This window comes from Coleofasciculus sp. G1-WW12-02 (assembly GCF_040219735.1).
GTDB lineage: Bacteria > Cyanobacteriota > Cyanobacteriia > Cyanobacteriales > Coleofasciculaceae > Coleofasciculus.
On record NZ_JAVJRX010000063.1, the window covers coordinates 51230 to 65035 of the forward strand.

Below are 13806 nucleotides of genomic sequence, written 5' to 3' on the forward strand. Positions count from 1 at the left end.
AAGTCTGTTCAAACTGACATGATATAATAAGCTTATGATTTTTGCTTCTGTCGGCGCTTGAGGGTTGAAGCGGTGCCGACAACACCAACGGCTAATAAACTGAGTATTGAAGTGGGTTCGGGAACAGAAGTTGAGGGTTCTGTTGAGGGACCTGTTGATGGTAATGATGCAGCACCAAAGATTTGACCACTACTACCTGTAACATTCTGATTAAATGTGCCGGCTCCTGTGTTGGTATTAATAGTAATCTGTTGTCGATTAGCGGTATAACCAAACAGGGTGCCATCCTCAAAGAACAAGCCAAAAACATCCACGAAGCCAATATTACCAATCTGGGTAGCTGTACCATCTAGAGCAATAGAGAATAAGGTATCTGTGCTACTACTTCTAGATGTGGCTAAAAACTGATTGTTGTCAGGATTAAATACAAGATCACCACTGCTACTAAATCCAGAAATGCGAGCCACTAATGATGTATTTCCACTGGACGTATCAACGGTATAAAAATTACCTGAAGTGCCAGCAGCGTAAAGCTGATTATTCGTTGAAAAGCCTAAAGCATTGATATCATTTACACCAAGTCCACCAATCAGCGATGATACTCCTTGACTTTGATTAATACTATATAATTGACTGAACGTCACCCCAAATAAATCGCCATCCGTCGATAAGGCTAAATCAGTAAAGCTTGGATCACTATTAATAAACGGTGTAAAATTTCCTGTAGCTGTGTCAATCGTTCCAACTTGTCCATTGCTAGTCGAAAGAATAGATGTCGCTTGTGCTACTCCTCCAGAAATTAAAGCCAAGGATACGGCTCCAGCAGTAGCTACCGATAATTTGCTCACCAGGTGAGAAATACCCATGAAGTTGAGCCTCATTATGAAAAAACTTTACTATTAGTATAGGTTCAACCTATTATATTTTCTATAGATAGCTGGAAACTTTACAGAATCTTTAAGTTAAAAAACAGATAAATTTAGGCAATATATTTGTCAGATTCCTTTTGGGTGAATACTTTCAGGTATTTTTCTGGATCTTGACAATCCAGTCTCTGATGATTAGATATCCGATGTAGTAAAATGGAGCCTGTAGAGACGTTGCCTGCAATGTTTCTACAGTCCTTAATTTTCCCAATTCTCAATCCCTAATCCAAAAGCTTAGCCTGACAATACTTATTCAGCAAGCCCTAAATAACGTTTAACAATTGCCAAAATCCGTTGAGCGGCGTAACCATCACCAAAGGGATTAACGGCGGTAGCCATAACCTGATACGCCATCGAATTCCGGAGTAATTCACTGGCTACGGCGACAATGTGGCTGGGGTTGGTTCCCACCAGTTTCGCTGTCCCTGCTGTAATGGCTTCTGGACGTTCAGTGGTTTCGCGCAAAACTAATATAGGTTTACCTAAACTCGGCGCTTCTTCCTGCAATCCACCCGAATCCGTCAGCAACAAATAACAGCGTGCGATCGCGCCCACTAATTTGCCATAATCTAAGGGTTCACTCAAAAAGACTCGCGGATGATTGCCTAATATTTGTTTCAGGGGTTCTCTGACGGTAGGATTGCGATGGAGGGGTAAGAGTAAAGCCGTATCCGTAAACATATCCAAAAGTTGGACAAAGGCTTGGGCAATATGTTCTAAAGGTTGACCCCAGTTTTCCCGACGGTGAACCGTAGCTAATAAGACGCGATACTTGTTCCAATCTAATCCCGGAACCGGACATTGGGGTTCCTCCTTGGCTACTGTCAGTAAAGCATCAATCACCGTATTCCCCGTCTGGTGAATCTCGCCCACAATCCCCGATGTCTTCAGATTCTCCACCGACTTAGCTGTTGGTGCAAAATTCAGTTGGGCTAACTGAGAAATCAACCGCCGATTGGCTTCTTCGGGATAAGGATTAAACAAATCATCCGTTCGTAACCCGGCTTCTACATGACCCACAGGAATTTTTTGATAAAATGCTGCTAAAGTAGCAGCAAATGCTGTCGTCGTATCTCCTTGTACGATAACCAACTGCGGGTTAATCTCGGTAAATAACTCCTCCAATCCCCGCAAACTTCGACAGGTAATATCTGTCAGCGTTTGCTTGACTTGCATGATTTCTAAATTGCGATCAGCTTTTAGTTTAAATAGCTGCATCACCTGATCCACCATTTCCCGATGCTGACCCGTTAAGATGACCTGAGTCTTGAACAGATCACAAGCTTGAAACTGTTGGATAACCGGGGCTAGTTTAATCGCCTCTGGGCGGGTGCCTAACGTAATACAGATTGTCGGTTTATAAGTCATTTTTCATTCGTCATTTTTCATTTGTCATTCGTCTTTAATCATCAGTCCATTCAATTTGATAGCGAATTAATTATGCCGCTGAATTCCCAAACCAGGATACTATTAAACCAAATCAAAGAATTAGGACTACCTCCTCTCAATGAACTGAACCCCGTACAGGCGAGAGAACAAGCAGCGATGGGAGATCAGTTCTCCCCTAAACCTGAACCTGTCGCCTCGGTGAAAAATTGTATCATTCCTAGTTCTGAGATAGACATTCCTATCCGTATTTATACACCAGCCGGAAACCCACCCTTTCCTATTGTGGTATTTTTCCACGGTGGCGGTTGGGTTGTCGGAAACTTAGAGGCGGCGGATAGTATTTGTCGCACGTTAGCCAATCAAGTCGGTTGTATTGTCGTTTCTGTGGATTACCGTCTCGCACCCGAACATAAATTTCCCGCCGCCGTAGAGGATGCGTATACCGCCACAGAATGGGTGGCTAAAAATGCGGCGTCATTTCAAGGTGATCCGGAACGTATTGCGGTTGGCGGAGATAGCGCTGGAGGAAACTTAGCCGCCGTTGTCGCCTTAATGTCACGCGATCGCAACTTTCCCTCCCTAGTCTATCAACTGTTATTCTATCCAGTAACCCAGTATGGCTTTGATACCGACTCCCATCGGTACTATGGTAAAGATTACCTATTAACCACAGAGTTATTAGTGTGGTTTTGGCATCACTATCTTTCATCAGCCGCCGACGGACAAAATCCCCATGCTTCACCACTCCTGGCAGACAATTTGAGTAACTTACCCCCAGCGCTGATTATCACCGCCGAATATGATCCTCTGCGAGATGAAGCAGAAGCTTATGGCAATCGCTTGCAAGACGCCGGAGTATCTGTAAAAATGACTCGCTATGATGGCACAATTCACGGCTTTGTGGGCATGGCAAAGGTTCTGGATCAAGGTCAAGAGGCGCTAGCTGAAGCCGCCGCCGCACTCAAGCATCGGTTCGCCATTGCTTAGTTCCCCAATTTTTGTCAGGCTTTTCTAATTCAACTAATTTATATTTATTCCCACGATATTTAATAATTACGTCCGACTCCTTAGGTCGAGATGCTTCACTCCGCTGTCGCTCTGTTCAGCATGACATTTCGCCACGATACTTGACGCTTTTACATTTCTATTTCTCACTATCGGCAAAATTGACGTTTTCGTAAATATCACTTATATTGATCTGAAATTCGATTGAACTTAATTCGAGAACCGCCTCGGCTGATTCCTGCTCACTTAATAACCATTGACCATTAGGATTTTTGGCATACTGCATCAGATGATATTTGGTTTGGTCAATCAAAATATATTCCTTAAACTCCGGAATCGACCGATAGTAAATAAACTTATCGCCTAAATCATAATTTTTCGTAGATTTGGATAATACCTCAACAATCAACGAGGGATTCATTACCGTCGTTGTCCCCGTTCCTGTGTAAATCGGTTTTCCTTCAATAACCATCACATCAGGATAGGTGTACTGACGATAACGAGGTATCCATAACCGTACATCCCCGATATAGATATCGTAATCTTGCCCTCTTAACCCAAACTTTAAGTTGGCGGCAAAATTCAACGCAATCTTATTGTGATTAGTCGTCCCACCCGTCATCGGTACAATTTCCCCATCGCGATATTCATGCTTGTACTCCGCTTTCTCCTCTAGTTCTAAGTATTCTTCTGGCGTGTAGGAGCGTTTTTGTGTCTGTAATTGCATAAATGATACCCGCTATTCCTCTACCTCTAATATTTTCTCAGCCGAAACGTGATAATGCTAAATTTTGACTAACGGGTCTAGTCCGCGATATCGCCCATCTCTCTCAACTTCACTTGAATCGGGACAGGGTGAGAGAGGTTCCCCGATACTCTTGAGCCTAACTCATGACCGAACCGCACCTCGTCTATTTAGGGCTTGCTGAATACCGTTTTAATCTGTTTCATAAATAATTTAAATCTATAAAACTGGATTGATATGTAAACATAATTAAAAAGCCGAGTAAATGAAGTTGATATAAGAAAGGAGACGACCGATGGTAGCAGTAGCAGAGGGAATTCAGCGTCGGTTGACGATGCAGACGACCGAAATTGCCCCGGATACCACCGCAATCCGATCGCTAGATTGGGATCGCGATCGCTTTGATATAGAATTTGGTTTACAGAATGGCACGACGTACAACTCATTCCTGATTCGGGGTGAAAAAACGGCGTTGGTGGATACCTCCCATGAAAAGTTTCGCCAACTCTATCTCGATACTCTGAAGGGATTAATTGACCCAGCTCGATTAGATTATCTAGTCGTCAGCCATACGGAACCCGATCACAGTGGCTTAGTCAAAGATATTCTGGCACTTGCCCCAAATATTACAGTTGTGGGGTCGAAAGTGGCGATCCAATTTCTGGAAAATTGGGTCAATCAGCCGTTTCAATCGCAAATCGTCAAAAATGGTGATCGCATTGATTTGGGAAATGGACATATCCTCGAAGCCGTAATTGCTCCCAATCTCCATTGGCCCGATACGATTTTCACCTATGATACCAAAACCCAGGTTTTGTTTACCTGTGATGCCTTTGGCATGCACTATTGTGATGATTACACGTTTGATGAAGACTTAGACCTACTCGAAGACGATTTTAAATATTACTATGACTGTTTAATGGGTCCAAATGCCCGTTCTGTGCTATCCGCCCTGAAACGGATGGACAAGTTACCCGAAATTACCACCATTGCCACAGGTCATGGACCCCTACTTTATCACAACCTGAGTGAACTCACGGGACGTTACCGTCGGTGGAGTGAGGAACAGGCAAAAGCAGACACGACTGTTGCTGTATTTTATATATCCGATTACGGGTATAGCGATCGCCTCTCCCAAGCCATTGCCCATGGAATTACCAAAACCGGTGTGGCGGTGGATATGATGGACGTGCGATCGGCTGATCCGCAAGAGATTAAGGAATTGATGAGTATAGCGTCTGGGGTGGTGATGGGTACACCACCGACGACGGGAGAAGTCGCCTCTATCGCCCAAACTGCGATGGGTACAATTTTGGGGGCGACGAATCCAAAGCAGTCTTTTGGTGTATTTGAATCGGGGGCTCTTGAGAGTGAATCAGCTTATCTGTTGGTGAATAAGTTTCGGGATTTAGGACTAACGCCAGGGTTTGCGCCGATTTTAGTCAAAGATACGCCTAACGAACAGGTTTATCAGTTATGTGAAGAAGCGGGAACGGATTTAGGACAATGGTTATCACGCGATCGCACGATTAAGCAAAGTAAGTCCCTGGATAGTGATTTGGATAAAGCCTTGGGGCGACTCAGCAGTGGATTGTATGTTATTACGGCTAAAAAGGGGAATATCAGCAGTGCGATGGTAGCGTCGTGGGTGACGCAAGCTTCATTCAAACCCCTGGGTATATCTGTGGCGGTGGCAAAGGATCGGGCGATCGAGTCGTTAATGTATGTTGGCGATCACTTTGTTCTCAATGTCCTAGAAGCTGGAAATTACCAGGGACTGATGAAGCATTTCCTCAAGCGCTTCCCCCCCGGTGCGAACCGTTTTGATGGGATTAAAACCTATTCTGCTAGCCATGGTTCTCCGATTTTAGCCGACGCCCTAGCCTATATGGAATGTGAAGTGAAAAGCCGCTTAGATTGTGGTGATCACTGGACGATTTATGCCACAGTTTCTACCGGTCGGGTTTCTCAGACGGATGGGATGACGGCGGTACACCATCGTAAGGTGGGGAATCATTATTAGTCATTTGCCATTTGTTTTTAACGAATTGGTGCGATCGTTGATCTCGTAGGGGCGCAAAACTTGCATCTGTCTAAAGGTGGAACCCGCCCCTACATAACACCCTACCAACTTCCCTATTTTCTTAACGTTGCAATCCGTTTCCTCGACCTTGGATTAATGGATTTTCAACTGCTTCTCGGTACTGCTCAACCTCTTCCGTATACGCAATCGGCAGAACACACTCCACATTTTCGTGAGGACGGGGAATAATCACCCACGATTCTAAGGTTGCACCATAGGTTTTTTCAACGGCGGCAATCCCCGCATCCATGGCAGTTTTTACCTCAGAAACATCGCCACGAATATTCAGATTAAAACGAGCGCTACCGACGCGGATATAGCCGACTATCGTCACTCGACCCGCTTTCACCATGGCATCGGCTGCGGCTAATATACCGGGAAAGCCCTTGGTTTCAATTGACCCAACTGCTACTATTGACATTGCCAATCTCCTTAATCAGTGAAATTATTAAATCAAAAACTTATTCTACGAATTATGGGTTTTTTTCAGGAAAATACTCTTTGTCTTTAGCATTTTTATCGCGAACCAGACCTAGAGCAACTGAAACTTTTACCCTTTCCTTAATCAGTTAAAATGTACGAAACTGTTCAACTTGACTGGTATATTCAATCGGTAGAACGGTGTCAACATTTTCGTGGGGATTAGGAATGATGTAGTAAGCAGTTATCTCGGCGCCATAGGTTTTCTCCACCGCTTCTAGACCCGCATCTACAGCTACCCTGACCTCGGATATTTTGCCCCGAACGCTGACCATAAAGCGACCACTTTCATTGCGATCAAACTTCACCAGGGTAACAGCGCCAGCTTTGACCATCGCGTCTGCTGCGGCAAGTATCCCTGGAAACCCCAACGCTTCAATCGTCCCAACTGCTGCTGGCATGATTGCTCTGTTGCCTCCACCTCAAAAGACTATATCCAACTTATTGTACGGGGCTTGATGACCCATTTGGGCGAAATTAGATTATAGATTATTTTTTAGATGAAACAAAACTTCATCAATTGAAATATTTTAATGGGTTGGATTTCCAGAGGACGGTTTGGCGTTGACGGGTAACATGACTGTCACCGTTGTCCCTTTGCCCACCTGAGTCGCGATCGCAATCTTCCCCTGATGCAAATCTACACAATTTTTAACAATAGACAGTCCCATTCCCGTGCCGGCAATTGTACTGACATTACTGGCACGGAAAAAGGGGGAAAATAATCGAGGTTGCTCCGATTCGGGAATACCAATCCCTTGGTCTTGAACTTGAATGATAATACTGTCATCCTCGTGGCGTAGAGACAAGGAAACCGTCGTGCCTTTGGCAGAATACTTAATCGCATTGCTGAGGAGATTGGTGACGATATGTCGCAGCATCTGCTTATCTAACTCCGCTTCACCAGACGAGAGTTGAGCGTCATAAGTCAAAGTATAGCGATCGCCGACCATCAGTCGCTGTTCGTCTACCAATTGGAGACAAAAGTCTTCCACATTCAACGGTTCGGGATTAAACTGAAGTTCGCCAGCTTGGGCTTTATTAAACGTGAGAACCTCTTCCACAAGCTGAGCCATCTGCTTGACGCCCATTTGAATCCGGTCTAAATAAGTTTGTTGTTTCTCCTGTGATAACTGATCACTGTACCGTTTCAGGAGTTCTGTTGAGGTTAAAATTACTGCCAAGGGTGTGCGGTATTCGTGGGAAATCATTGCCACAATCCGAGATTTCAGTTCACTCAATTCCTGTTCAGCGATTAAGGCTTTGCGAATTTCGGCTTCGGCTTTTTGGCGTTCGGCGACTTCCGTTGCCAGTTTAACCCGTTCTAGTTCTAGGGCTTGGGCTTGACGGCGTTCGCTGATATCGCAAAATACTAAAACCGCACCCTTGATATCATCATCGTTGGGGCGCATTAAGGAAACATGATCTACGATTGGCGTCTTGGTTCCATCTCTGGCAATTAACAGGCGATTATGTCCTTGATTCAGGACAGGTTCACCCCGCAGCAGTAGCATCACTGGGTTTTCCACAACTGTATTCGTGGCTTCATTGAGAATTTGCACGACTTCAGTAATGGGTTTGCCCATCGCTTCAGTAGACAACCAGCCCGTTACGGTTTGGGCGATAGGATTCATATAAGTAATGCCGCCCATTGCATCCGTTGCCACTACCGCATCATGGGTTGAGTCGAGAATCGTCGAGAGAAATTCCTCGCGTTCGATTAACTGCTGTTGGGTTTGATGCTTATAAAGCGCGATTTCGATAGTAATCCCTAAATCTCGTTGATTAAAGGGCTTGACAATATAGCCAAATGGCTCTGTCACTTTAGCACGCGCCAAGGTAGCCGCCTCGGAGTGAGCCGTCAGGTAGATGACGGGTATTTTAAATTGGCTGCGAATTTGATCGGCGGCTTCAATTCCATCCATTTCTCGGTGTTTGAGAACAATATCCATCAACACCAGATCCGGATGAGTTTCAGCGACTTTAGCGAGGGCGGCTGTACCAGAATTGGCAATATCCACCACGTCGTAACTCAGTCGTTTGAGTTGACCAGCAATGGCTTGAGCAGTAATAATTTCATCTTCGACAACTAGAATCTTTGCCCTTGCCACACCACTATTCCTCTATTTCAAAAGAATCCCCCGTCTGTCACTCGGGGGAGGATCAAGAGAGGACACCAAGTTTGATAACAGATGCTATGAAATTGTTGATGTATTGGTTACCACCTCAAGATCCTGGGCAGTCTTGCCATTTTTATTATTGGTATGACCATTGCCATTACGAGGCTGAAGCACACCATATCCGCCGTGATTTCGTTCATAGATGACGTTAATCTCATCGGTTTTCGCATTCCGGAACATATAGAAGTCGTGATCGACCAGTTGAAGCTGTTCCAAGGCTTCTTCAATGGTCATCGGCGGCATGGCGAAATATTTCATCCGCACGACTTCTGTGGGCAGTTCGGGAGCGCGATCGCCAATTAAATCCTCAGCCACAGGTGCTTCATGAATAACAGCGGCTGTTTTCGGTTGTGCCTGTGTTTTCTTTTGCAGCTTTTCTTTGTATTTACGCAGTTGACGCTGAATCTTATCTGCCACCAGATCGATACTGGCATACAAGTCTTCGCTACTCTCCTGGGCACGAATTACGGTTTTATTGGCATATATGGTAACTTCGGCAGTTTGCTTCGTGCTGATCCGAGGATTACGGGCAACAGAGAGATGCACGTCTACCTCAGTCGTCATATTCTGAAAGTGATTGACCGCTTTTTCTATCTTTTGATTAACATATTCTCGAATTGCATCAGTGATTTCAATGTTCTTGCCCTGGATCACAAGCTTCATACTGACTACTCCGTCCTGTAGTATTGTGTCGTAATAGAGCAGAGCTAGGGCTGGTCTTAGCTGCTCTTGGAGGATACTTCTATTGTAAGGCTGAGTGTGGATAACTTCTGGATGTAAGCAGCAATACTTTACGTAAGTTTGTTCTCTGATATATTCCTTAACCAGGGAATAAGGTACAAATGGCACAAAATGGGGACAAGGAATGCCCAGACGTAGGATTCTACGTCTGGAACAGTCAAGCGGCGCGGGTTGAGTTACCTCTTCCCCAATAGAGGGAGATGAGGGAGTCAACGGAGGTGTTAACCCAAAATACAACCTGTCCGAGGCGGTAATTCTATCGCCAAATTGTTTTGATTCCAGGTGAAGCTGGCGTCGCCGTACAGGATTTGACGACGTGGTGATAATTCTGGCGGCACCTCAACCTGAACTTGGGTGGTTGTCATTCCTGCATTGACGGCAATAATTAACTCATCTGCCTCAAGTTGGCGGGCGAAGATATACGTCATTCCCTCGGCAAAGAGCACTTTATAGCTACCTGTACGCAGGGCGGGGTGATGATGACGTAGGGCAATAAGCTGACGGTGACAATCGAGAATCTCTTGATTCCATTGAGATTCTAAGGGAAAACCCCGTCGGGAGTCAGGATCTAATGCGCCGGGTAAACCGACTTCATCTCCATAGTAGATGCTGGGGGCGCCGAGAAAGGTAAACAGTAATAGGGTAGCTAGCTTAACGCTTTCGATCGCTTCGGCGGATGGATTTTTCTTCCCGCCACTGGCAATGGATAGCAGTCGGGCTGTATCATGACTGGCTAGCAGGTTGAGTTGGGTGAGTTGAATTTCCCAGGGGTATAGCTGCAACAGATGCTCGATTTTAGCTGCATAACCCGGTGCATCTAGGGGAGGATAGGGTTCGTAAGAGGGTTGTTCTACGTATGCGTGAACCACGCGATCGCCTGCGGTAAAGGCGATGGTGGGTCCGGTGAATAGGTAGTTCATTACCCCGTCAAATTGAGTCCCATCTAGCCACTGACTCGAGTCTACCCACACTTCGCCGACAATATAGGCATCTGGGTTAATGGCTTTGACGCGATCGCGAAATTCTTGCCAAAATCCTGGCGCTTCAATCTCATACGCGACATCTAAGCGCCAACCATCGACGCCGAGTTTAATCCAATGTTCGGCAACCTGCATAATATATTCCCGCACGTCGGGATTATCATGGTTGAATTCGGGTAACGCCCGATTGCCTTCCCAACCGACATAGTTAGCTGGTTTGCTGCCATCATAGGCTGATAGGGGCCAGCGTTCAATCTTGAACCAATCTAACCACGGCGAATAAGGACCATTTTCGAGAATGTCATGGAAGAAGAAGAAGCCGCGACTTGCATGATTAAATACACCATCCAGGACGACTTTCATCTCCCGCTGATGACATTTCTCTAAGAGTGTCATGAATGTACCATTCCCCCCTAATACTGGGTCGATCTGATAATAATCGTGAGTGTGGTAACGGTGGTTACTGGCGGATTGAAAGATGGGGGTAAAGTAAATGGCGTTAACGCCTAAATCTTGCAAATAATCGAGTTTTTCCATTACGCCCCACAGATCTCCGCCCTTATAACCTTGTAAGGTGGGCAGGGCATCCCAGGGTTCTAGGGGAAGTGTTTTAGCCACTTGCGAACGGGGTGGATGACCCTTGGCGAAGCGATCCGGGAATATTTGATAGAAGACGGCGTGCTTCACCCAATCTGGCGTCTGAATCTGCATTGATAATGGTCTAGCTCTTCTCTACTAGAGTACAAGTATGGCTCGCTAAATACGATTTATGTTATTGAAGTTAGTATTTTACCCGAAAACTGTCTTTAAGCCAAAGAAAAACTTATGTAACGAAATCCAATGATTTCAATTGTGCCAATGATGAAACCGTTCAAGGAATACTGTCTGGATTTCTGGATTACTCACCTACCTAGTTCCTTATGGAGTGAATATTCATGGGCAGTATATCAGTCGCTCCCGACAACGATGATGGAATCTTGATAAAATGCATATTTAACTCGAATTTTTTGTCACCTGTCAAAAGTCGTATATTTTTAATTTCAAGAACGGCGTGAGAATCCCAATCCCCGTGAAAAAGATTGGGTTGCTCAGATGGCATCAGGGGTATAGAGTGAGATATATTAACCGATGAATTAAGCTGTCATGGCGTTAAAGTGAGGAGAAGTAGCGGGACGCTTGGTCACACTATATAGATTTCGTAATTCTTGACAATAAGATTTAAATGACGAACATTTATCGGTGACTAGCTAACTTAGTGGCTAAACCCGCCCCTACAGTAGATAAAAACCTATACAAAATAACGAGCTAGACCCTCGCACTACAACCGTTCCCCGTTCCCTATTCTCACCACAATACTTATTCAAAAGCCCCTAATTATTACTTATTACCTAATCCCATTCAGGACCCGTCAATGTGCCTCGCAGACGCCAATTTCCTTGGGGAGAAAACACGTCTAAAAGACCACTATTTAATTCTTGCTGAACATAAGGACTATCCAACACCGCCCAATCATCGAGAATTCGCTCTTTGCCATTAATCTGAGCTACACCCGCCCCTCGATTGGGTTGATAGGTCATCTGTAAGCGATCGCCAGCTAAACTGGTATAGGTAAGCTGACCCATTGTCTCCCAGGAGCGATCGCGAATCTCTGTTTGGTCAAGGGCTTGCTGTAAAGCCTCGATTGTGGGATAATCATCAACACTGGCTACATCGGTAATCCAAGCGGTATTCCTGCCGATTGCCGCTAAAACTTGGTAATCAGAATATTTCTCTGATACCTGACTTTGCCAGTCTATCTTTTCACCCCAAGGACGGGCGCAAAGGAAGGTATTATCAATTCGCCAAATGTACCAATCCCTATAGCGCTGAGGTTTCCCATATCGAGTTGGTAAAACCAGGTGAGAACGCCCCAGTACATCGGCGGCTTTATCTTGTGGATTTAATCGTAACTGATAAATCACCGCACCCTTTTCTTGGACGTACTGATCTCCTGGAGAACGCCCTGTCGCCATGGCGGAATGATAGGTTCCTCCCAAACTAACAACGGCATTATTTTGCCCTTTGGGGTCGCGGATGACTAATTTATAGGTAGCATATTGGGCATTAATAGTGCCTTTGACTTGGTAAGAACGACTGGGGTCAATTAATGTACCCAAACTATAATCTTGAGTCACATAAAATGTTTCCCAAAATCGGTTGTCTTGGTGATAACTATAATAACCAGGATGACTGGCTTTAAGCTGAAAGGGTAATTTTATCTCCTTACGGGCAATCGCTCTCAATTGAGGCGGCGGACGATAATCACTCAACGCGGCAGGTAATGCTACCCTAGTAACACCACGATCCATACGCTCGACAGGTGTCAAACTATCCCCCCACCAAATCCAAGCCACCCCACTCAAACCACTATCATCCCACGTCCCCCGATCAAAACCACGACTTTCTGCACCGCCTGCGGTTCCCCAACTGAAGCGCACCGCCATATTGACGGCGTACCAATCTAATGCGGCTTTTGCCAACTGGCGCAGTTCAGGAGTATCGGCAAAATCATAGAGATTTAGCAAACCTGCGATCGCATAACCATAATACGTCGAAGAATGAAACTCTCCCTGTCCAATCGTCAGGAACTTATTCAATTCTGCCCTTAACCAAGCCTCATTTGTCGCCGCCGTCGCCGGGAGAGGCGTAGGGAAACCACTTCCATCCATCAGCGCTAAACCGGAAATACGCTGCATGAACTGATGGTTTTCTGTACCCTGTTCCAGCCACTCCCGCACACGCGGCGAATCCACCATACTACGGTAAGAGGATTGTACCGCTTTGGGCATGGTATCTCCGAATAAGAAGAAGATGCGAATATCGTAGGGGCTGCGGAAGTGATAAAGATCAGGTTTTCCTTCATCTAAACCTAAGAGTATATCCCAGGTTTGCTGGCGATCGTATTGTTCCCCTAAGCTGAGGCGGGCAAGAATGACTGGAAGTAGGTATTTATGGGGGTCACTAATCGTGCGAGTACGCCACCAGGTATCCAATCCTTGCAAATCCTCCGCCGCCACCTTTTCCCGAATTGCCAAACTCCGCGCCCGAAATGCGGCTTCTGCTTCCCCTTCATCTAAAATACGCTCTTTGAGCAGGGTTTGGGACTGTCCAACTCCTCCCCATTGCCACTCAGACAACAGGGCTCGACTCAGGGGAAAATCTGCCGCCCAATCCGCCGTACCGATAAGTGCGGTAAGAGTTGTCAGCGTGAGAACTAGGACTTTGACTTTCATGATAT

At 45.6% G+C, this 13806-nt stretch carries 12 protein-coding genes; 3 read left to right on the plus strand and 9 right to left on the minus strand.

From position 1 onward, the window contains the following. Positions 1–32: 32 nt before the first annotated feature. Positions 33–866: a PEP-CTERM sorting domain-containing protein gene (locus tag RID09_RS11490; RefSeq protein WP_446336077.1), complete on the minus strand. Its 834-nt coding sequence runs from the start codon at positions 864–866 to the stop codon at positions 33–35. Positions 867–1175: 309 nt separating this feature from the next. After that, positions 1176–2294, minus strand: a complete 1119-nt coding sequence (gene wecB / locus RID09_RS11495) for a non-hydrolyzing UDP-N-acetylglucosamine 2-epimerase (RefSeq protein ID WP_446336078.1) — start codon at positions 2292–2294, stop codon at positions 1176–1178. 72 nt (positions 2295–2366) lie between these two features. On the opposite strand from wecB, the gene RID09_RS11500 reads away from it, so the two are divergent. After that, a complete protein-coding gene (locus RID09_RS11500) occupies positions 2367–3302 on the plus strand; it encodes an alpha/beta hydrolase (protein ID WP_446336079.1) in 936 nt (311 codons plus the stop codon). A 157-nt stretch (positions 3303–3459) separates the two neighbouring features. On the opposite strand, the gene RID09_RS11505 is transcribed toward RID09_RS11500, so the two are convergent. After that, positions 3460–4047, minus strand: a complete 588-nt coding sequence (locus tag RID09_RS11505) for a Uma2 family endonuclease (RefSeq protein WP_446336080.1) — start codon at positions 4045–4047, stop codon at positions 3460–3462. 313 nt (positions 4048–4360) lie between these two features. On the opposite strand from RID09_RS11505, the gene RID09_RS11510 reads away from it, so the two are divergent. Then, entirely contained in the window at positions 4361–6088 is a 1728-nt protein-coding gene (locus tag RID09_RS11510) for a diflavin flavoprotein (RefSeq protein ID WP_446336081.1), read from the plus strand. A gap of 121 nt (positions 6089–6209) precedes the next feature. Here RID09_RS11510 and RID09_RS11515 read toward each other — a convergent pair whose 3' ends face one another. The 5 genes from RID09_RS11515 to RID09_RS11535 all read right to left on the minus strand — a co-directional run bounded on the left by RID09_RS11515 (position 6210) and on the right by RID09_RS11535 (position 11240). Continuing rightward, positions 6210–6569: a carbon dioxide-concentrating mechanism protein CcmK gene (locus tag RID09_RS11515; protein WP_446336082.1), complete on the minus strand. Its 360-nt coding sequence runs from the start codon at positions 6567–6569 to the stop codon at positions 6210–6212. Positions 6570–6717: 148 nt separating this feature from the next. Beyond that, positions 6718–7029, minus strand: coding sequence for a carbon dioxide-concentrating mechanism protein CcmK (locus tag RID09_RS11520; RefSeq protein ID WP_446336083.1), 312 nt, complete (start codon positions 7027–7029; stop codon positions 6718–6720). Positions 7030–7158: 129 nt separating this feature from the next. Beyond that, a complete protein-coding gene (locus tag RID09_RS11525) occupies positions 7159–8739 on the minus strand; it encodes an ATP-binding protein (RefSeq protein ID WP_446336084.1) in 1581 nt (526 codons plus the stop codon). Positions 8740–8823: 84 nt separating this feature from the next. After that, positions 8824–9471, minus strand: a complete 648-nt coding sequence (hpf, locus tag RID09_RS11530) for a ribosome hibernation-promoting factor, HPF/YfiA family (protein ID WP_446336085.1) — start codon at positions 9469–9471, stop codon at positions 8824–8826. Positions 9472–9770: 299 nt separating this feature from the next. After that, on the minus strand, positions 9771–11240 hold the full coding sequence (locus tag RID09_RS11535) for a glycoside hydrolase family 13 protein (protein ID WP_446336086.1): 1470 nt from the start codon (positions 11238–11240) through the stop codon (positions 9771–9773). 178 nt (positions 11241–11418) lie between these two features. Between RID09_RS11535 and nrtS the strand changes: the two genes are divergently transcribed. Next, entirely contained in the window at positions 11419–11499 is an 81-nt protein-coding gene (gene nrtS / locus RID09_RS11540) for a nitrate/nitrite transporter NrtS (protein WP_446336104.1), read from the plus strand. Between the two features lie 418 nt (positions 11500–11917). Here nrtS and RID09_RS11545 read toward each other — a convergent pair whose 3' ends face one another. After that, on the minus strand, positions 11918–13801 hold the full coding sequence (locus RID09_RS11545; protein ID WP_446336087.1) for a hypothetical protein: 1884 nt from the start codon (positions 13799–13801) through the stop codon (positions 11918–11920). Positions 13802–13806 lie beyond the last annotated feature (5 nt).

Bases quoted from the DNA above. Each gene is read 5' to 3' on its own strand.
- RID09_RS11500 (WP_446336079.1), top strand. From the start codon at position 2,367: ATGCCGCTGAATTCCCAAACCAGGATACTATTAAACCAAATCAAAGAA.
- RID09_RS11520 (WP_446336083.1), bottom strand. From the start codon at position 7,029: ATGCCAGCAGCAGTTGGGACGATTGAAGCGTTGGGGTTTCCAGGGATA.
- hpf (WP_446336085.1), bottom strand. From the start codon at position 9,471: ATGAAGCTTGTGATCCAGGGCAAGAACATTGAAATCACTGATGCAATT.
- RID09_RS11515 (WP_446336082.1), bottom strand. From the start codon at position 6,569: ATGTCAATAGTAGCAGTTGGGTCAATTGAAACCAAGGGCTTTCCCGGT.
- RID09_RS11545 (WP_446336087.1), bottom strand. From the start codon at position 13,801: ATGAAAGTCAAAGTCCTAGTTCTCACGCTGACAACTCTTACCGCACTT.
- RID09_RS11490 (WP_446336077.1), bottom strand. From the start codon at position 866: ATGGGTATTTCTCACCTGGTGAGCAAATTATCGGTAGCTACTGCTGGA.
- wecB (WP_446336078.1), bottom strand. From the start codon at position 2,294: ATGACTTATAAACCGACAATCTGTATTACGTTAGGCACCCGCCCAGAG.
- RID09_RS11505 (WP_446336080.1), bottom strand. From the start codon at position 4,047: ATGCAATTACAGACACAAAAACGCTCCTACACGCCAGAAGAATACTTA.
- RID09_RS11535 (WP_446336086.1), bottom strand. From the start codon at position 11,240: ATGCAGATTCAGACGCCAGATTGGGTGAAGCACGCCGTCTTCTATCAA.
- RID09_RS11510 (WP_446336081.1), top strand. From the start codon at position 4,361: ATGGTAGCAGTAGCAGAGGGAATTCAGCGTCGGTTGACGATGCAGACG.